17 protein-coding genes are annotated in these 20,208 nt (G+C 64.1%); 11 read left to right on the forward strand and 6 right to left on the reverse strand.

Annotation, left to right across the window (positions count from 1 at the left end; genetic code table 11):
* The first annotated feature begins 66 nt into the window (after positions 1 to 66).
* From wrbA to HHL21_RS06760, 11 genes are all read left to right on the forward strand, one after another.
* A complete protein-coding gene (gene wrbA, locus HHL21_RS06710) occupies positions 67 to 678 on the forward strand; it encodes an NAD(P)H:quinone oxidoreductase (protein ID WP_169464496.1) in 612 nt (203 codons plus the stop codon).
* Entirely contained in the window at positions 678 to 1,079 is a 402-nt protein-coding gene (locus HHL21_RS06715) for a DUF2069 domain-containing protein (RefSeq protein ID WP_169464497.1), read from the forward strand. Before wrbA ends, HHL21_RS06715 begins: the two co-directional genes overlap by 1 nt.
* Positions 1,072 to 2,481 (forward strand): FAD-binding oxidoreductase, encoded by a 1,410-nt coding sequence (locus HHL21_RS06720; protein WP_169464498.1) that lies wholly within the window; start codon positions 1,072 to 1,074, stop codon positions 2,479 to 2,481. Before HHL21_RS06715 ends, HHL21_RS06720 begins: the two co-directional genes overlap by 8 nt.
* A gap of 14 nt (positions 2,482 to 2,495) precedes the next feature.
* Positions 2,496 to 2,930 carry a DUF4124 domain-containing protein gene (locus HHL21_RS06725; RefSeq protein ID WP_169464499.1) on the forward strand — a complete coding sequence of 145 codons (435 nt, stop codon included), beginning with the start codon at positions 2,496 to 2,498 and terminating at the stop codon, positions 2,928 to 2,930.
* Positions 2,918 to 5,467, forward strand: coding sequence for an FtsX-like permease family protein (locus tag HHL21_RS06730; protein ID WP_169464500.1), 2,550 nt, complete (start codon positions 2,918 to 2,920; stop codon positions 5,465 to 5,467). Before HHL21_RS06725 ends, HHL21_RS06730 begins: the two co-directional genes overlap by 13 nt.
* A complete protein-coding gene (locus HHL21_RS06735) occupies positions 5,467 to 6,534 on the forward strand; it encodes a lipocalin-like domain-containing protein (RefSeq protein WP_169464501.1) in 1,068 nt (355 codons plus the stop codon). Before HHL21_RS06730 ends, HHL21_RS06735 begins: the two co-directional genes overlap by 1 nt.
* A 29-nt stretch (positions 6,535 to 6,563) precedes the next feature.
* Positions 6,564 to 8,384, forward strand: coding sequence for an ABC transporter transmembrane domain-containing protein (locus HHL21_RS06740; RefSeq protein WP_169464502.1), 1,821 nt, complete (start codon positions 6,564 to 6,566; stop codon positions 8,382 to 8,384).
* Between the two features lie 90 nt (positions 8,385 to 8,474).
* Complete coding sequence (locus HHL21_RS06745; protein WP_169464503.1) at positions 8,475 to 9,590, forward strand: threonine aldolase family protein; 1,116 nt, start codon at positions 8,475 to 8,477, stop codon at positions 9,588 to 9,590.
* Positions 9,591 to 9,600: 10 nt separating this feature from the next.
* Entirely contained in the window at positions 9,601 to 10,395 is a 795-nt protein-coding gene (locus tag HHL21_RS06750; RefSeq protein ID WP_169464504.1) for a thymidylate synthase, read from the forward strand.
* A gap of 1 nt (position 10,396) precedes the next feature.
* Positions 10,397 to 10,879, forward strand: coding sequence for a dihydrofolate reductase (locus HHL21_RS06755; protein ID WP_169464505.1), 483 nt, complete (start codon positions 10,397 to 10,399; stop codon positions 10,877 to 10,879).
* 185 nt (positions 10,880 to 11,064) lie between these two features.
* Positions 11,065 to 13,332 carry an arginine/lysine/ornithine decarboxylase gene (locus tag HHL21_RS06760; RefSeq protein WP_169464506.1) on the forward strand — a complete coding sequence of 756 codons (2,268 nt, stop codon included), beginning with the start codon at positions 11,065 to 11,067 and terminating at the stop codon, positions 13,330 to 13,332.
* Between the two features lie 49 nt (positions 13,333 to 13,381).
* On the opposite strand, the gene dcd is transcribed toward HHL21_RS06760, so the two are convergent.
* The 6 genes from dcd to HHL21_RS06790 form a co-directional block, all read right to left on the reverse strand.
* Positions 13,382 to 13,948: a dCTP deaminase gene (gene dcd, locus HHL21_RS06765; protein ID WP_169464507.1), complete on the reverse strand. Its 567-nt coding sequence runs from the start codon at positions 13,946 to 13,948 to the stop codon at positions 13,382 to 13,384.
* Positions 13,949 to 13,998: 50 nt separating this feature from the next.
* A complete protein-coding gene (locus HHL21_RS06770; protein ID WP_169464508.1) occupies positions 13,999 to 14,811 on the reverse strand; it encodes an alpha/beta fold hydrolase in 813 nt (270 codons plus the stop codon).
* 70 nt (positions 14,812 to 14,881) lie between these two features.
* A complete protein-coding gene (locus HHL21_RS06775) occupies positions 14,882 to 17,239 on the reverse strand; it encodes a DNA internalization-related competence protein ComEC/Rec2 (protein ID WP_169464509.1) in 2,358 nt (785 codons plus the stop codon).
* Between the two features lie 66 nt (positions 17,240 to 17,305).
* Entirely contained in the window at positions 17,306 to 18,121 is an 816-nt protein-coding gene (locus tag HHL21_RS06780; RefSeq protein ID WP_169464510.1) for a TatD family hydrolase, read from the reverse strand.
* Between the two features lies 1 nt (position 18,122).
* The gene (gene lolD / locus HHL21_RS06785; protein ID WP_169464511.1) at positions 18,123 to 18,815 is read right to left on the reverse strand and encodes a lipoprotein-releasing ABC transporter ATP-binding protein LolD; all 693 of its coding nucleotides are present in this window, start codon (positions 18,813 to 18,815) and stop codon (positions 18,123 to 18,125) included.
* Positions 18,808 to 20,073, reverse strand: a complete 1,266-nt coding sequence (locus HHL21_RS06790) for a lipoprotein-releasing ABC transporter permease subunit (RefSeq protein WP_169464512.1) — start codon at positions 20,071 to 20,073, stop codon at positions 18,808 to 18,810. The genes lolD and HHL21_RS06790 overlap by 8 nt, the downstream gene beginning before the upstream one ends.
* Positions 20,074 to 20,208 lie beyond the last annotated feature (135 nt).

Raw genomic sequence — 20,208 nt, forward strand, 5'->3', positions numbered from 1 at the left:
ATGAACTGGTGAAAATCAGGCCCGGCTGCGGCGTGACAGAGTATAAAGCGCCCTATAATACCAACGATGAACCAAACCAATCCGATAATTCTCGTTTTATACTACTCGCGCCACGGCGCCACCCGCAAACTCGCCGAACTGATCGCCCAGGGCATTGAAAGCATTCCGGGCGCCGAAGCGCGGCTGCGGACTGTGCCGGCGGTATCGACCGTGACCGAAGCGACCGAGCCGGACATCCCGGCCAGCGGCGCACCGTACGTCGAACTGCAGGACCTGGCCGACTGTGCCGGATTGGCCATGGGTTCGCCCACCCGCTTTGGTAACATGGCGGCGGCAATGAAGTATTTTTTGGACGGCACCTCGACCGACTGGCTGGCAGGTACACTGGCGGGAAAGCCGGCGGCGGTATTCACGTCGACCGGCAGCCTGCACGGCGGCCAGGAGTCGACCTTGCTGTCGATGATGATCCCGCTGCTGCACCACGGGATGCTGGTCATGGGCCTGCCGTACACGCAGCCCGAACTAATGACGACCGCGACCGGCGGCAGTCCGTACGGGCCGACCCACTGGTCGGGGCTCGACGGCGACAAGCCGGTCAGCGACGATGAAAAGCGGCTGGCGATCGAAGCCGGGCGCCGGCTGGCCGAAACGGCGGCGCGCCTCTGGAGGACAAGGTAATGGAAACATCGAAGGTCTATCACATCGGAGCCGCGACCAGCCTGGCAATCCTGATCGCATGGCTGCTGGCATGGGAGATGGTGGTCGCGCCGCTCAAGCCGGGCGGATCACTGCTGGCGCTGAAGGTCATCCCGCTGCTGCTGCCGCTGCGCGGCGTACTCAAGCGCGACGTCTACACGCTGCAATGGTCATCGATGCTGATCCTGCTGTTCTTCGCCGAAGGCATCGTGCGCGGCTACAGCGACCGCGATGCCATCTCGCGCATGATGGGCTGGGGCGAAGTCGCGCTGGTTTGCGTCTACTTTACCTGCGCCCTGCTCTACCTGCGCCCCTACAAAAAGGCCGCCAAGAAGATCGCGCGCGAACTTCTCGACAAGGTAAACCGCGCGACCCATGAGTGAGGAATTCCTCTCGCACTGCCGCCATATCGCCGGCGAACCGTTCGTCCTGACGACGGCCGCCGACATGGCCCCTTACCTCGACGACTGGCGCGGCCGGTTCACGGGGAAGGCGCTGGCCGTACTGCGCCCCGCCGGCACCGGGCAGGTGGCGCAACTGGTCAAGGCGTGTGCGCACTGGCGCATCCCGGTGGTGCCGCAGGGCGGCAGGACAGGACTGGTGCTGGGCAGCGTGCCGGACCAAAGCGGCAGCGCGGTGGTGCTGTCGCTGTCGCGCATGAACCAGGTGCGCTCGATCGACGCGGTCAACCGCACGATGACGGTGGACGCGGGCTGCATCCTCCAGCAGGTGCAGGACGCAGCCGCGCTGCACGACTGCCTGTACCCGCTGTCGCTCGCCTCGGAAGGCAGTTGCACCGTCGGCGGCAACCTGTCCACCAATGCCGGCGGCACCGCCGTCCTCCGCTACGGTAACGCGCGCGAGCTGTGTCTCGGTCTTGAGGTGGTGACGCCGCAAGGCGACATCTGGAACGGCCTGCGCGCCCTGCGCAAGGACAATACCGGCTACGACCTGCGCGACCTGTTCATCGGCGCCGAAGGCACGCTCGGCGTCATCACCGCCGCAGTGCTCAAACTGCACCCTCTGCCCAAGGCGTCGTCCACCGCGCTGGTGGCGCTCGGCACAGTGCGCGACGCGCTCGACCTGCTGACGCTCATGCAGGACCGCTGCGGCGCCTGCCTGACCGGCTTCGAACTGATGTCCGCCGTCTGCCTGGAGCTGGTCGCCACCCACTTCCCCGATTTGCCCAGGCCATTCGCCAGGCTCCACGGCCAATATGTGCTGCTTGAATTGTCCAGCTGCGAGTCGGAACAGCAGGCGTCCGGCATGCTCGAACGTGCGGTCGCCGTCGCGCTTGAGCGCTGCATCGCGCGGGACGCGGTCGTCGCCACATCGGCGGCCCAGTCGCGCGGCCTGTGGGACCTGCGCGAACACATCTCGATGGCGCAGGCAAAAGCCGGAAAGAACATCAAGCACGACATCGCGCTGCCAATCTCGCGCATCGCGCGCTTTATCGCCACCACCGACGCCCATCTGCGCGAAGCCTTCCCGGGCTGCGTGCTGGTGACCTTCGGGCACCTCGGCGACGGCAACCTGCATTACAACGTCGCGCCGCCGGAAGGCGTGCCGCATGATGAATTCCTCGACAACGAGCCGGCCATCAACCGCATCGTGCACGACCAGGTCGACGCGTTCGGCGGTTCGATTTCGGCCGAACACGGCATCGGCGCCCTCAAGCGTGACGAACTCAGCCGTTACAAATCCCCAGTCGAACTGGACATGATGCGTGCGATCAAAGCGGCGCTCGACCCTCTCGGCATCATGAACCCTGGCAAAGTCCTCTGAGCGAAGGAGTCGTCATGGTGCGCATGCTGGTGGTCCTCGCAAGCCTTGTCGCTTGCGCGCAGGTGTCGTCACAGACTGTTTACAAATGCAGCGCCAACGGCAAGGTGACGTATGGCGAACAGCCATGCAGCGCCGGGGCACAGGCCACGCTCGACGTTCCGCCCCCGCCGCCGCCCGATCCCGAACTGAAGGAACGGCTGGCGCGCCAGAAGGCGCTGGCCGACTCGCTCGAAAAGGATCGCCGCGAAGCGCAGGTGCAGGCGGCAACGGCCGCTCGCCCTGCCGCCGCCGCGCGCCCATCCCCGCAAATGCAGCGCTGCGAGAAGCTGCGCCTGCAGCTGAGGTGGGCTGAGGAAGACCTGCGCAAGGCCGCCGGCCCGGCTACCGAAGCGCTCCGGCTCAAGGCGCAACGCCAGGCCGAGGCGATGGCAGTTGAATGCCAGCGTTAGGCGTCCTGTCACGCTGGCTGCTGCTTGGCGAATGGCGCGCCCATCCCCTGCGCGCGATTGTCGCGATCATCGCCATCGCGGTCGGCGTCGCGATGGGATTTGCCGTCCACCTGATTAACGCCGCCGCCTTCAACGAATTTTCCGCCGCCGTCAAAAGCATCGCCGGGCAGGCCGACGTCCAGGTCACCGGGCGGGAGGCATGGTTCGACGAAGCGGTCTATCCGCGCCTTGCCAATCATCCGATGGTGGCCATTGCCTCGCCAGTGCTGGAGTTCCAGGTCGGCGCCGCCGGCAAGGAAGGGCCGCTCAGGGTCATCGGCATCGATGTGTTCCGCGCAGGGCAAGTGACGCCGGGCCTGATCGGCGCCGCCGACAACGGCAAGGCCACCGATACGCTCGCCGACGACGCGGTCTTCCTCTCTCCTGCCGCCCTCGAATGGCTCGGCGTGCGTGCCGGCGCCAGCGTGCCGCTGCGCGCCGGCACGGCGGCGGTCATGCTGCGCGTGGCCGGCAGCATGCTGCAGTCGCTGCCTGGCCAGCGCATCGGCGTCATGGACATCGGCGCGGCGCAGTGGCGCTTCAAGAAAACCGGGCAGCTGTCTCGGATCGACCTCAAGCTGCGTAGTGGCGTCAACCGCGACGCCTTTGAACGCGACCTGGCGCGCGAGCTTGAAAAGGACTTCCCCGGACGGTTCCTGGTCGGGCAGCCGGGCGACGAGGAACAGGAAAGCCGCACCAACAGCATGAGCCGCGCCTACCGGGTCAACCTGACCGTGCTCGCGCTGGTGGCGCTGTTCACCGGCGCGTTCCTCGTGTTCTCAACCCAGGCGCTGGCCGTCATCCGCCGCCGGGGGCAGTTCGCGCTGCTGCGGGTGCTGGGGCTGGAACGGCGGGCTTTGCTGCGCCAGGTCCTGATCGAGGGCGCAAGCCTCGGCGTCATCGGCGCGCTGCTCGGCATCGCGGGCGGCTACGGGCTGGCCGCCGCTGCGCTACATTTTTTCGGCGGCGACCTTGGCGCCGGCTATTTTGCGGGCGTCAATCCGGAGGTCCAGTTCGCGCCAGTCGCCGCAGCCGTATTCTTTTCGCTGGGTTTTGGCGTGGCGCTGCTCGGCTGCCTGGCGCCGGCATGGGAAGCATCGCGGGCGGCTCCCGCAGCTGCCCTGAAGTCCGGCGCCGATGAAACGGCGCTGACGCACCTGGACCGCATCTGGCCATCGCTGGTCTGCATCGCGCTGGCAGCCGCGCTGTCGCAAGCGCCACCCGTATTTGAGCTTCCGATTCCCGGCTACCTTTCCATCGCCCTGTTGCTGGTCGGCGGCATCGGGCTGATGCCGCGCCTTGCGCGCAGCCTGTTTGGCGCGGCCAGCCGCCGCTACCAGCGCGACGCCTCCCCATCGCCAGTTCCGGCACTCGCGCTGGCGCGGCTCGGCAACGCGTCCGGGCAGGCCGCGATCGCACTGGGCGGCGTGCTGGCCAGCTTCAGCCTGATGGTCGCGATGGCGATCATGGTGTCGAGCTTCCGCATGTCGCTCGACGAATGGCTGGTGCAATTGCTGCCGGCGGACCTTTATGCGCAGGTCGGGTCCAGCAGCGGCGCCGGCACTTTGGGGCTGGCCGAACAGGCTGCGATCGAAGGTCTTCCGGGTCTCGCGCGCATCGAATTCCAGCGCACGCGCCAGGTCTCGCTCGATCCTGCGCGCCCGCCGGTACGCCTGATGGCGCGGCCGATCGACCCGCTCGATCCGGGCAAGACCATGGCGATGACCGGCCAGTCGCTGCCGGTACCGGAGGGCGCCATGCCGGCCTGGGTATCGGAAGCCATGCTGGACCTGTACAAGGTCAAGCCGGGCGGCACGCTCGCGCTCCCGGTCGGGGGACGCATGCACGGCTTTTTCGTCGCTGGCGCCTGGCGCGATTACTCGAGCCAGTCCGGCGCCGTTCAGATGCGGCTGTCGGACTACCGCGCGCTGACCGGCGACACTGGCGCGAACGCATTCGCCATCTGGACGGATAAAGACGTTCCCGCCGCCCGCATCGAACAACAGATTCGCGCGCTGCCGTTCGGCGCCGCGCTCGAATACGCCCGCCCGGATGACATCCGATCCATGAGCCTGACGATATTCGACCGCAGCTTCGCCGTCACCTACCTGCTCGAAGCAATCGCGATTGCCATCGGGCTGTCCGGCGTCGCGGCCACGTTTTCGGCACAGACGCTGGCGCGTGCGAAGGAATTCGGCATGCTGCGGCATGTCGGCGTGACCCGCGGCCAGGTGCTGCGCATCCTGGCGCTTGAAGGAGGCGCGCTGACGGCGCTCGGGATCGCATGCGGCTTCCTGCTGGGACTTGTCATCAGCCTGATCCTCGTCTTCGTGGTCAATCCGCAGTCGTTCCATTGGTCGATGCAGCTGCACGTGCCATGGCCATTGATCGCAGTGGTCGCAACGGTACTGCTTGCGGCCTCGGTGCTGACGGCACTGATGTCCGGCCGCTATGCGCTGTCGGGCGGTCCAATTCGCGCGGTCAGGGAGGACTGGTGATGCGTATCCTGCTGGCGTTCCTGCTGTTCGCGGCGCAGCTGTGCCGCGCCGCGCCGCCTGTGTTCGCGCCGGTGACACCCGGCGCTGCGCTCGCGTTCCCGAAGGATTTCGGCGCCCATCCCGACTTCCGAACCGAATGGTGGTACGTCACCGGCTGGCTGAACACCGCCGACGGCAAACCGCTTGGGTTCCAGGTCACGTTCTTCCGCAGCCGCACCGGGCACGACCCGGCCAACCCGAGCGCGTTCGCACCAAAGCAGCTGATTATTGGCCATGCCGCGCTGTCCGACCCGTCGCTCGGCAAGCTTGTGCACGACCAGCGCAGCGCGCGCGAGGGCTTCGGACTGGCCTATGCAAAGACCGGCACCACCGACCTCAAACTCGACGACTGGCGGATGACGCGCGCCGCAGACGGCAGCTACAAGGTCAGCATCAAGTCGGCGCAGGTAGCGCTGGACCTTCGCCTCGCACCGACCCAGCCGGTACTACTCCAGGGCGCTGGCGGCTTCTCACGCAAGGGGGCGGACCCGCGCAACGCCAGCTACTACTACAGCGAACCGCAGCTGAAAGTCAGCGGCACCGTGGCCAGCGCCAAGGGCGGTAAAGCCAGGGTGGAAGGAACGGCGTGGCTCGATCACGAGTGGTCCAGCGAAGCGCTCGACCCGGCCGCCAGCGGGTGGGACTGGATCGGCGCCAACCTCGACGACGGCTCGGCCCTGATGGCTTTCCAGATAAGAGGCAAGCAAGGTGGTAAACTATGGGGTCATGCGATGCTGCGCGACGCCTCCGGCAAGGTCACGCAGTATTCGCCCGATCAGGTCAGCTTCACTCCGCACGCGCGGTGGAAATCGCCGCGCACCAATGCCGTCTACCCGGTGGCGACGACGATTGTCACGGGCCGCACGCGCTGGCAGGTCAAGCCATTGCAGGAAGACCAGGAACTCGATTCGCGGCTATCCACGGGCGCCGTTTATTGGGAAGGCGCGGTGACGATCAGCCGCGATGGTGTCCCCGCCGGGCGTGGATACCTCGAGATGACTGGGTACGTCCGGCCGATGAAACTTTAAAAACAACAGAAAACGACAGCACTAACACGATGAGCAAGAGCACCACCAGCACCACCCAGCCCGATCCGAGAGCGGAAAAGGGCAGCCTCGCCGCGTTCAAGGGCCTATTGCCCTTCCTTCGTCCGTACCGCCGCCGGTTCATACTGGCCGCGATCGCGCTGGTGTTCGCCGCCGGCGCCACGCTCGCCATTCCTTACGCCTTCAAGCAGATGATCGACCACGGCTTCGCGCCGGCGGCCGGCCAGCGCAACATCGAAAACGTCAACGAAACCTTTCTCGCGCTGTTCGCGGTAGCGAGCGTGCTGGCGGTGGCGACTGCCGCGCGTTTTTATACCGTGTCCTGGCTGGGCGAGCGCGTGACCGCCGACATCCGCGGCGCGGTCTACGGCCACGTCGTCACGCAGAGCCCCGAGTTTTTCGAGACCACGCAGACTGGCGAAGTCCTGTCGCGGATCACGACCGACACCACGCTGATCCAGGCGGTCGTCGGCACCAGCATCTCGGTCGCCCTGCGCAACATGCTGCTGTTCCTCGGCGGCCTGGTGATGCTGTTCGTGACCAGCCCCAAGCTATCGTCGATCATCCTCGGCCTGCTGGTGCTGGTGGTGGTTCCGATCGTGCTGTTCGGCCGCCGCGTACGCGCCCTCTCGCGCGCCTCGCAGGACCGCATCGCGGACGCCTCGGCAATGGCCGGCGAAATCCTCAACGCGATGCCGACGGTCCAATCGTTCACGCATGAACACATCGAATCGGCGCGTTTCGGCAAGTCGGTCGAAGGCGCGTTTTCCACCGCGATGAAGCGCATCCGCGCCCGCTCGCTGCTGACGATGATCGCGATCGTGCTCGTATTCGGCACCATCGTCTTCGTGTTGTGGCTCGGCGCCCACGCGGTACTCGAAGGCTCGATGACGGGCGGCGACCTCGGACAGTTCATTTTGTATGCGTCCATCGTCGCCGGGTCGATCGGCGCGCTGTCGGAAGTGATGGGCGAAGCGCAGCGCGCCGCCGGCGCTACCGAGCGCCTGCTCGAACTGCTGTCGGTGAAGTCGCCTATCCAGAATCCGGCCAAGCCCGCAGCACTTCCCGCGCGTACGGCCAACGGCGCCGCGCTCGCGCTCAACGACGTCACCTTCTCGTACCCATCGCGTCCTGAAACCGCGGCGCTCGGACACCTTTCGCTGCAGATCAAACCGGGTGAGACGGTCGCGGTGGTGGGTCCATCGGGCGCCGGCAAGACGACGCTGTTCCAGCTGTTCCTGCGCTTCTACGACCCGCAGGCTGGCTCGATCACGCTCGACGGCGTCGACATCCGCCAGCTTGACCTGCACACGCTGCGCGATGCGATCGGCATCGTCCCGCAAGACACGGTCATATTCTCGGCCGACGCGATGGAAAATATCCGCTACGGCCGCGCCGGCGCGACCGACGAAGAAGTGATTGCAGCCGCAAAGATGGCGGCGGCCCACGAGTTCATCGAACGCCTTCCACAGGGTTACAAGTCATTCCTTGGCGAGCGTGGCGTGCGCCTGTCGGGCGGCCAGCGTCAACGCATCGCGATCGCGCGTGCGCTGCTGAAAAATCCACCTCTGCTGCTGCTCGACGAAGCGACCAGCGCCCTCGACGCCGAATCCGAACGACTCGTTCAAAGTGCGCTGGAAGCGGCGATGGTCGGCCGCACCACGGTCATCATCGCGCATCGTTTGGCGACAGTGCAGCGCGCCGACCGCATCATCGTGATGGAAGACGGCAAGATCGTCGAAACCGGCACGCACTCCTCGCTGGTAGCGCTCGGCGGCATCTACGCCAACCTCGCCGCGCTCCAGTTCCACAACGTGCACGTAACTCATTGATTTCTGAACCGTGTCTGTCCTGAGGAACATTGATTCCTCAATCGGGGTCCGTCCCCGGGGACGGACCCCGATTTTCCAGAAGGAATTGTTGTGACCGATGCTGAGCTGCTGAAACTATGTCATACGGTATTGCCGGGCCACCGGGCGAAGACGCCTGCGGAAATGTTTTCGTCAATGGCTGCGTGGTGCGAGGCGAACGATGTCGCGCACGACGTCTATGGCAATGGCGAACTCATTCAGCAGTTCGAACAGAAAATCGCCAGCCTGCTTGGCTATGAAGCCGCAGTGTTCTGCATCAGCGGGACGATGGCGCAGGTCACCGCGCTGCGCCTGGCTTGCGAGGATCGCGGCAGCCGCCTGGCTGCGCTGCACCCGACCTCCCACATCTTCGTCCACGAAAAATCCAACTACCAGTTGCTTGACCACTTCGATGCGCTCCAGGTGGGCGATCGTCATCGACCATTCACGGCAGCGGATCTCGCAGTCATACCCGATCGGCTGGGCGCCGTTGGCCTTGAACTGCCAATGCGCGAGATTGGCGGACAAGTACCGGCATGGGACGAGCTCGAAGCGATCAAGGCCCACTGCCGCAGCCGCAACGTGCACCTGCACATGGACGGCGCCCGCCTGTGGGAAGCCGCCGCCGGCTATAAGCATTCGGCGAAAGAGATCGCTTCGGGTTTCGATTCCGCTTACGTCTCACTTTATAAAGGCATCGGCGGCCTGGGAGGCGCAATGCTGGCCGGGACCGAACGCTTCGTCGCGCGCGCCGCGGAATGGTTCCGCCGACAGGGTGGCAATGTGATCCACCGTTCGCCTTATGTCGTCGCCGCCGCGATGCAGTTCGACCAGCGCCTCGCCGAGATGCCCCTGTACTTCCGCCGCACCGAACGCTTGTACGAGACGCTGCGCGATTACCCGCTGATCAAAGTGAATCCGGCCAGGCCCCAGGCGAATATGCTTCACCTGCACCTGCCGGTGTCGCGCGAGCGCGCGCTTGCGATCCGCAACGAGATCGCGCGCGACCATAAAGTCTGGCTGTTCGGCCGCGCCGCACATGGCGCGCTGTCTGACACCAGCCTCGTCGAGCTGTACGTCGGCGACAACCTGGCCCGCATGCCGGACCACGACCTGCGCGCAGCGCTGGACCTGCTGGTCGCCGCAATGGAAAACCCGGCCTGGGTTACAATCACGCCTTCACCATAAGAGTCCCTCGATGCGCCAATACCTTGATTTCATGCGCCATGTCCGTGACCATGGCACCGCGAAGACCGACCGTACCGGCACCGGTACGCGTTCAGTATTCGGCTACCAGATGCGCTTCAATCTACAGGACGGCTTTCCGCTCCTGACGACCAAGAAGATCCACCTCAAGTCGATCATCCATGAACTGATCTGGTTCCTCGCCGGCTCGACCAACATCGCCTACCTGAAGGAAAACGGCGTCTCGATCTGGGACGAGTGGGCCGATGCCGAAGGCAACCTGGGCCCGATCTACGGCTACCAGTGGCGCAACTGGCCGACGCCCGACGGCGGCCATATCGATCAGGTCTCGCAGGTGCTCGACCAGATCCGGAACAACCCGGATTCGCGCCGGATGATGGTCTCGGCCTGGAATGTCGCCGACATCCCGCAGATGAAACTGCCGCCTTGCCACGCGCTGTTCCAGTTCTATGTCGCCGACGGCAAGCTGTCGTGCCAGCTGTACCAGCGCAGCGCCGACATCTTCCTGGGCGTGCCGTTCAATATCGCGTCGTACGCGCTGCTGACCCACATGATGGCGCAGCAGGCTGGCCTCGAGGTCGGCGACTTTGTCTGGACCGGCGGCGACTGCCACCTCTACTCGAATCATATGGAGCAGGTCGACCTGCAGCTGTCGCGAACAACAGGCCCGCTGCCGCAGCTGGTCATCAAGCGCAAGCCGGACTCGCTGTTCGGCTACAAGTTCGACGACTTCGAAGTCACCGGCTACGAGCCGCAAGCTGCGATCAAAGCGCCAGTGGCGGTTTAACATGACCCAGCTGACCATCGTCGTCGCCATCGACGCCCAGCGCGGCATCGGCGTGAACAACACTCTGCCCTGGCACCTGCCGGAAGACCTGGCGCACTTCAAGCGTGTCACCCTCGGACACCCGATCATCATGGGCCGCAAGACCTTCGACTCGATCGGCCGCGCGCTGCCAGGCCGCCGCAACATCGTCATCACGCGCAATCCGGACTGGCGCCACGAAGGCGTGGAAGCCGTGACATCGCTGCCTGCGGCCATGGCGCTGGTCGGCGACGAAGCGGCGGCTATCATCGGCGGCGCGCAGATTTTCAACGAGTCGCTGCCGCTGGCCGACCGCATGATCGTCACCGAGATCGAACACACCTTCGCGTGCGACACCTTCTTCCCCGAACTGGCGCCCGGCGCATGGCAGGAAACGGCGCGCGTGACTCACCATTCGGACGCCAACGGTTTCGATTTTTCGTACGTGACGTACGAGCGGATCTGAGTGTTTTATTTCCAGAATTGCAAGAGTGCGCCAAACTCGACAAGTAGTGGTTACTCTTACAAAAGTTTTTCACCGGATTGCGGACATTTCTGCGAAAATCCGCTTCTTATTTTTTTCGGTGCCGTGAGCGACGTCCTGCCTTTTGCCAGTGACAGCCCTCGCGGCGCTTCGCTTTGGAGCTGTCCATGAAATTTCGTTTCCCAATCGTCATTATCGACGAGGATTTTCGTTCCGAGAACACATCCGGTCTCGGCATTCGCGCACTCGCAGCCGCGATGGAAAAAGAAGGCATGGAAGTGCTCGGCCTGACCAGCTACGGCGACCTGTCGCAGTTCGCGCAGCAGCAGTCGCGCGCGTCGGCTTTCGTGCTGTCGATCGACGATGAGGAATTCGGCGAGGGCTCGATCGAAGAGACCAATTTCGCGCTGACCGCGCTGCGCGCGTTCGTCAAGGAGATCCGCCACAAGAATGCGGACATCCCGATCTACATCTATGGCGAAACGCGCACCTCGCGCCACATCCCGAACGACGTGTTGAGGGAGCTGCACGGCTTCATCCACATGTTCGAGGACACGCCGGAGTTCGTGGCGCGCCACATCATCCGCGAAGCGAAGTCCTACCTGGACGGCCTCGCGCCGCCGTTCTTCCGCGCGCTGGTCAACTACGCCAACGATGGTTCGTATTCCTGGCACTGCCCTGGCCATTCGGGCGGCGTCGCCTTCCTGAAGTCGCCGATCGGCCAGATGTTCCACCAGTTCTTCGGCGAGAACATGCTGCGCGCCGACGTCTGCAACGCGGTCGAGGAACTTGGCCAGCTGCTGGACCACACCGGCCCGGTCGCCAAGTCCGAGCGCAATGCCGCGCGCATCTTCAACGCCGATCACTGCTACTTCGTCACCAACGGCACCTCGACCTCGAACAAGATGGTCTGGCACTCGACCGTCGCGCCAGGCGATATCGTGGTCGTCGACCGCAACTGCCACAAGTCGATCCTGCACTCGATCATCATGTGCGGCGCGATCCCTGTGTTCCTCATGCCGACCCGGAACCACCTCGGCATCATCGGCCCGATCCCGCTGGAAGAGTTCACGCCTGAATCGATCGCCCGCAAGATCGAGGCGAACCCGTTTGCGCGCGAAGCCGTCAACAAGAAGCCGCGCATCCTGACCATTACCCAGTCGACCTACGACGGCGTGGTGTACAACGTCGAGACGCTGCGCGAAATGTTGGACGGTAAGATCGACACGCTCCACTTCGACGAAGCGTGGCTGCCGCATGCGACCTTCCACGACTTCTACAAGAACATGCACGCGATCGGCAAGGACCGCCCGCGCGCCAAGGAGTCGATGATCTTCTCGACCCAGTCGACCCACAAGCTGCTGGCAGGCCTGTCGCAGGCCTCGCAGGTGCTGGTGCGCGAATCGGAAACGGTCAAGCTGGACCAGGATGCCTTCAATGAAGCCTACCTGATGCACACCTCGACCTCGCCGCAGTACTCGATCATCGCCTCGTGCGACGTCGCCGCTGCAATGATGGAAGCGCCTGGCGGGACCGCGCTGGTGGAAGAATCGATCTTCGAAGCGCTCGACTTCCGCCGCGCGATGAAGAAGGTCGATGCCGAATTCGGCAACGACTGGTGGTTCAAGGTCTGGGGCCCGGACACCTTCTCCGAAGAAGGCATCGGCACCCAGGACGACTGGATGATCCGCGCCGAAGACACCTGGCACGGCTTCGGCAAACTGGCGCCGGGCTTCAACATGCTCGATCCGATCAAGGCCACGGTTGTCACGCCTGGCCTGTCGCTGGACGGCCAGTTCGGCGACACCGGCATCCCTGCGTCGATCGTCACCAAGTACCTGGCCGAACACGGCGTCATCATCGAGAAGTGCGGCCTGTACTCGTTCTTCATCATGTTCACGATCGGCATCACCAAGGGCCGCTGGAATACGCTGGTCACGGCGCTGCAGCAATTCAAGGACGACTACGACAAGAACCAGCCGATGTGGCGCATCCTGCCCGAGTTCGCGGCAGCGAACCCGCGCTACGAAGCCTGGGGCCTGCGCGACCTGTGCCAGTCGATCCACGACTTCTACAAGAAGTCGGACGTCGCCCGCCTGACCACCGAGATGTACCTGTCGGACATGGTGCCTGCGATGAAGCCGTCGGACGCCTTCGCCAAAATGGCGCACCGCGAGATCGAGCGCGTCTCGATCGAAGAACTCGAAGGCCGCATCACTGCGATCCTGCTGACGCCGTACCCGCCGGGCATCCCGCTGCTGATCCCGGGCGAGCGCTTCAACAGGACGATCGTCGACTACCTGCGCTTTGCACGCGACTTCAACGAGCGCTTCCCCGGCTTCGAGACCGACGTGCACGGCCTGGTCAAGCGCGAAGTGGACGGCAAAATGGGCTACTTCGTCGACTGCGTGAAGCTGGACGGCGAACTTCGCTGACCGCTAACCGGTCGCTGGAATAAAAAAGGAACCTCACGGTTCCTTTTTTTTACGCCTTCGGCAGCGTCACTCCACTCTGCCCCTGGTACTTTCCGCCGCGATCCTTGTACGAGACCTCGCACACCTCATCGCTCTCGAAGAACAGCACCTGCGCGCAGCCCTCGCCCGCGTAGATCTTTGCCGGCAGCGGCGTGGTGTTCGAGAACTCCAGCGTCACATAGCCTTCCCATTCAGGCTCGAACGGCGTCACGTTGACGATAATGCCGCAGCGCGCGTAGGTCGATTTGCCGAGGCAAACGGTCAGCACATTACGCGGAATGCGAAAGTACTCGATGGTACGCGCCAGCGCGAACGAGTTCGGCGGGATGATGCAGACGTCGCTCTTGATGTCCACGAACGAATTCGAATCGAAGTTCTTGGGATCGACGATCGTGCTGTTAATGTTGGTGAACACCTTGAATTCGTCGGCGCAGCGGATGTCGTAGCCGTACGAGGAGGTGCCGTAAGAAATGATGCGCCGTCCTTCCTCTTCACGCACCTGGTTGGGAAAAAACGGTTCGATCATGCCGGTGGACTCGGCCATGCGGCGGATCCATTTGTCGCTCTTGATAGTCATCGCTGGGTTCTTGGAGTGAAAGGAATGCAGCGATTTTACGCGAAAAAAATTCAGCCAGGTTGATCGGCCTGGCGCAGCAGGCGGTCGATCATCTCGCGCGTCAGTTTGGCGGTCAATTCGGGCGACTCCATCGGAAACAGGTGTCCGCCTTCGATCTCGACGAAATTTTCCCCGACCAGCTGGCGCGTGGCGCCGCGCCCCGCCTGCCGCAACTCAATCGACCGCGTTCCCGCGACGAAGCCGATCGGCACGGGAAAGCGCCTGCCGGTGACGCTGCCCATGTGGTGCGGCAGCGCGTTATAGATCTCGGTCTCCACTTCGCGCGAGAATCGCAGCTCGACGCCGCCGTCCGGGTGGGGCTTCAGGCCATGCTCAAGGTAAGCATCGAGCACCCCAGGCGCCCAGGCCGCGAACATGTCCTTGGAATTGAAATGTTCAAAGGCCGCGGCACGGTCAGGCCAGGTATGTCGCCGCCGGCGCGAGAATTTCGCGGGCGAAAAGCGGTCGGCGTGGCCGAGCCGCTTGACGGCCCGCCAGATCCACGCGCGCCAGCCCGCCACCACCGGAGAATCGAGCATCACCACGCAACGAACGAGTTCCGGGCGCTGCTTCGCTGCCATCATGCTGAGCATGCCGCCGAGCGAATGGCCGACCAGGATCGCAGGCTGCCGGTAGCTCTCGAGCTGCTCAATCAGCTCGGCGACCAGCTCGGGCCAGCCGTCGGTAACCGGGTAGCGCGGGTCGTGGCCGTGCATGTCGACGCAGCGGATATCGAAATCCGCACGCAGATAGTCGAAGAAATGGCTGTAGGCGCCAGCTGGATAGCTGTTGCCGTGGCTGAAGTGCAGCAGGGGTTTGGTCATTGGGCTCTTGGCCGGATTAGTGTGGCGTGAATTGTAATGCGATTGCGGGCGCCAGGTTAGAAGGAACAATCTAGCGCAGGTGCCAATACCGTGCGTTTTCGCGCCGGTACTCTGTCGCGTCTACACGGGCTCCAAACCTGAAGGTCACCGCGCCGGCTTGATCGGTTCGCAGCCGCTCGACGCCCAACTTCTCGTAACGCTGGATCACCTCGGCCTTGGGATGGCGATACCGGTTGCGGTAGCCAACCTGGAACAGCGCTATGCTGGGCCCGACCCCGGCCAGGAATGCTTGCGTGGACGACGTACCGCTGCCGTGGTGCGGCGCCAGCAATACATCGGAACGCAGGCCGCGCGACTCCCGCGCCAGCAGCTGCGCCTCCTGCGCCGCCTCGATGTCGCCCGCGAGCAGGATCGAATGCCTGCCAGACGTGATCCGCAAGGTGCAGCTGCGCGCGTTGGTCTTGAGGCTGGTGTCGGCGTAGCTTTCAGGTGTCGGGTGCAGCATCTCGAACCGTATGCCATCCCACAACCAGCCCTGCCCGGCCACGCAGCGGTGGTGCGATGGCGAGGCCTTGACGACCGGGTGGTCGAACCAAAGCGACGAAGCCACCCACCCTGTCTTCACCGCGTCCAGTATTGTGAGCGCGCCGCCCGAGTGATCGACGTCGCTATGGGAAACGATGATCCCGTCCAGCGATTCGATCCCGCGCGCCCGCAGGTACGGCAGGATCACCCGATTGCCGCCGTTCGATTCAGTCGAGTAGAGAGGCCCGGTGTCGTACAGCAGGCGATGGTGGCTGGTCTCAATCAGCAGTGCTGTGCCCTGCCCCACGTCGAACGCGGTAACGTGCATCTCGCCCTCGCGGGGATGCGTGGGAAGGTTGGCCAGGAGCGGCAGCCAGCCCGCCACGCCAATCCAGCGTACAGGCCAGCCGCGCGGCGCGAGCATCCACACGGTGCCGGCAATCGCGAACGCGAACATCCATGGGTCAGGCACCGGTGCGGTCCACACCGCGAAGCGCATATCGCCCACCCAGGCAAGCAGCGCCGCGAGCCCTTCCATTACGAGGTGCGCGGCGCCCAGCAGGATATTCGACAGCGGTGCTGGAAGCAGGCTGCCGGCCAGCGACAATGGTGTGACGATGAAGCTCACCAGCGGGATTGCCAGCGCATTGGCGAACGGGCTTACCAGCGACACCTGGGAGAACAGCAGCATTGTCAGCGGTACGAGTCCGATCGTCACCACATACTGCGTGTGCGTGCCGACGCGCAGCGCGGCCGCCATGCGTGTCTCACGAGGCCTGGTACGGCCGCTGGTCGCATACAGGATGACTGCGATGGCGCCGAACGATAGCCAGAAGCCGGGCGCCCGCACCGCCCACGGATCGAGCAGCACTACCAGCCCGAGTGCGGCGCACAGCACGTGCGAAACATTGGTGATGCGGCCGAACCAAAGCGCTGCGGCCACCACGGTCAGCATGTAGAGGGTGCGCTGGGCCGGTATCCCGAAGCCGGCAAGCAGCACGTACAGCAGCCCTGCTCCGGCGCCAGCAAGCGCTGCGACCTTCGGCGCAGGGACTATCAACGGAAGCTGCGCATCGGTGAAGAATGATCGTCGCCACAGGCTGGACGCAATAACAGCGAACAGTCCCGCGACCATCGTAATGTGCAGCCCGGAGATCGACACCAGGTGACTGATGCCGGTACGGTTGAACACCTTCCAGTCCGACTGGTCGATTGCGCGCTGGTCGCCGACCACCAGCGCAACGATCACCCCGGCGTACTCTTTGCCGGCCAGGGCGGCCCGGATACGCGCGCGAAGCGTGGCGCGCGAGCGTTCGACCAGGGTCGAGAACGCCGGCACGAAAGCATCGATTCGCCTGTTCCCATCGACATCGGGACGAATATAGCCGGTGGCGCGAATGCCCTGTTCGAGCAGCCACGCCTCGTAGTCGAAGCCATGCGGGTTCGCGTTCCCATGCGGGCGCTGGAGGCGAACGGTCAGTTGCCATCGCTCGCCCGGCTGAACATCTCCAACCTGGCGGGCTGAATCGCGAAAGCCCGTGTACCAGGCCAGTGCGACTCGCGGCGGCACAGGAAAACGCGCGCCTTGTGCCTGCTCGACTCTAAAATGGAATCGCACGCCCTGGTCGAAATTGTATGGGAGGCTGTCGACGACGCCCGTCAGCGCCAAGTCGCGGCCCTCGTCCTCTTTCGACAGTGTCGGCGCGAGCGCGAGGCCGGCAAGAAAGGCGGCCCAGCAGAAGCCGAGCAAGCCTCCGCCAACCGTGTTGATAACCGGTCGCCGGAGCAGCAGCATCAAGGCGCCAGCGATTGCCAGTCCCGCCACGACAGCTTCGTCCGGCAAGGCCGCGCGCGTCTGCAGCAGCGCAGCGCCTGCGACAAATCCAAGGATCACGCAGCGCATCGGTGGTGGCCGGAGAAGGAAATCCCCAAGTATTGCGCTGGTTCGCTGACCCGGCTTTGGTCAAACTCAAGCTTGAGTGGTGTCGCGGAGGAGTGCCGACAAACGCGGCATGGCGGCCACCGCGGCGCGCATCGTCGCCGTTCTCACGCGGTCAACGTCCAGTTGGCGCAGTTCGGCCAGCATCTCGCCGATCGCAGGAAGATACTCCGGACTATTTCGGCCGGGGTGAATCCACGCAGGCGACATGTCAGGGGCGTCGGTTTCGAGCACGATCGATTCAAGCGGCAGCATGACGGCGAGCCTGCGTATCTGCAAAGCGCGCGTGAAGGTCATGGCGCCGCCGAAGCCAAGCTTGAAACCGAGATCGATGAAGGCCTGGGCTTGCTGGAAGCTGCCGTTGAAAGCGTGCGCGATGCCGCCAGCCGGGCGAATCTGCCGCACATGCTTGAGTACCTGGTCTTGCGAGCGGCGCACGTGCATCAGCACCGGCAGGTCGAAATCGCGTGCTATACGGAGCTGTTCGCGGAAGAAGTATTCCTGCTTCTCCCGCATCGCGGGCTCGCACAGCATCGGTATGAAGTAATCGAGGCCGATCTCGCCGACCGCCACGAAGCGCCAGTCTGCCAACGCTGCCTCGACGGCGCGGCGCATGATGGCCAGATCGTCTTCGGTCGCATTTGGAACGTAGATCGGATGGATGCCAAGCGCGTAACTCGCATTCCCCGCTTCACCGGCCAGTTGCGCGACGGCCTCGAAATTGTGACGGTCGACAGCCGGAATGACGATCATCCCGACCCCTGCGTCAGCTGCCCGGCCAGCTACCGCCAGTGACTCGCCGCCGAATTCGTGCGCGTCAAGGTGGCAGTGGGTGTCGATCCACATCTCAGGCTTCCTGCAGCCCGTTCTCGGTCAGGCGCAGCACGCGGTCGCAGCGGCGCGCCAGTTCGATGTCGTGCGTGACAATGACGAACGCGGTGCCGAGGGACCTGGACAGCTCCAGCATCAGGTCGAACACGTGTTCCGCCGTGGCGTGATCGAGGTTACCGGTCGGCTCGTCGGCCAGCACGCAGCCTGGCTGGGTGACCAGCGCGCGCGCCAATGCCACGCGCTGGCGCTCTCCGCCCGACAGTTCGCCCGGCACGTGGATCACGCGATTGGCCAGGTTCACGCGCGCCAGGATCTCCTCGGCCTTTGCGACCGCCACGGCGCGCTTTTCACGGCGGATCATCAGCGGCATCGCGACGTTATCGAGCGCCGAGAATTCCGGCAGCAGGTGGTGGAACTGGTAGACGAAACCGAGCGTGTTGTTACGCAGCTCGCCGCGGCGCGTCTCCGACAGGTTGGCGAAGTCCTCGCCCATCAAGGTGACAGAACCGGTGGTCGGCGTATCGAGCCCGCCAAGCAGGTGCAGCAGGGTCGACTTGCCGGACCCGGACGCGCCGACGATGGCGACCCGTTCGCCGCGATAGATCGCGAAGTCGATGTTGTTCAATACCGGCACCGAGTAGCTGCCCTGGGTGAAGGTCTTGCCAAGGCCGCGGCAAGCGAGGACTGGCGTGTTGTTCGTGTTATTCATAACGCAGGGCCTCCGCAGGTTTTACTCGCGCAGCGGAGTAGCTTGGATACAGCGTGGCGACAAAGGCCAGCACCACCGACATGCCGCCGATTTTTGCGACGTCGATCCAGCGCAGGTCGGACGGCAAGGTGCTGATCAGGTAGATGTCCTTCGACAGGAACTGGACGCCCAGCATCCGCTCGATGAACGGCACGATGACGTCGATGTTCAGCGCCACCAGCACGCCGAAGCCGACGCCCAGCGCGGTGCCCATGATGCCGACCAGCGCGCCCTGGATCATGAAGATCTTCATGATCGAGCGCGGCGACGAGCCGAGCGTGCGCAGGATCGCGATGTCGGCCTGCTTGTCGGTTACCGTCATCACCAGGGTCGACACAAGGTTGAACGCAGCCACGGCGATGATCAGCGTAAGAATAATGAACATCATTTTCTTCTCGGTCTGGACCGCGGCGAACCAGTTGGCGTTCTGCTTGGACCAGTCGCGGATCAACAGGTCGCCGGACATCGACTTTGCCAGCTCATTCGCCACGAATGGCGCACGGTGCATGTCCTCGATACGCAGGCGAATGCCGGACGGCGCTTCCAGCCGCTCCAGCTTTTGCGCGTCGTCGATATTGATAAAGGCGAGCCCCGAATCGAACTCGAAGTGGCCCGCCTCGAAGATGCCGGACACGGTGAACGAGCGGGTGCGCGGCAGCACGCCGGCCGGCGTGGTCTGCGCCTGCGCCAGCATCATGGTGACCTTGTCGCCCATGCCGACGTTGAGCGAACGCGCCAGGGCATAGCCCATGACGATGTTGAAGGAGCCAGGCTGCAGCGATTCCAGGCTCCCGCGCTTGACGTTCTTGGCGACGTCCGACACCTTGTGTTCTTCCGACGGCAGGATCCCGCGGATGACCGACGGACGCATCACGCCGTCCTGCAGCAGCATGCCCTGGGTTTCGACGAATGGCGCCGCGCCCTTGACGGCCGGGTTGGCGAACGCCTCCTTCGAGGCCTGCTGCCAGTTCGGCATCGCGCCGCGCGCATCGAACACTTCAATGTGGGCCAGCACCGACAGCATGCGGTCGGTGACTTCTTTCTGGAAGCCGTTCATCACGGACAGCACCACGATCAGGGCGGCGACGCCGAGCGCGATGCCGGCCACCGAAATCAACGAGATAAACGATATAAAACTGTTGCGGCCGCTGCGGCGGCCGGCGCGCGTGTAGCGCAGCCCGACCAGCCATTCGTACGGTAATTTGTGGATGATGCTCATGGAATCCGAAGTTTATATAAGAGCACGAAGTGTGCCACACAAAGCTCATCCATGAATAGGACTTGCACAATTGAATCGCCCTCCCCGGCATGAGAATTCATTGAACTTGGTCAGCATCGTCACGTCCGTACCCGG

The organism is Massilia polaris, assembly GCF_012927275.1.
Lineage (GTDB): Bacteria > Pseudomonadota > Gammaproteobacteria > Burkholderiales > Burkholderiaceae_D > Telluria_A > Telluria_A polaris.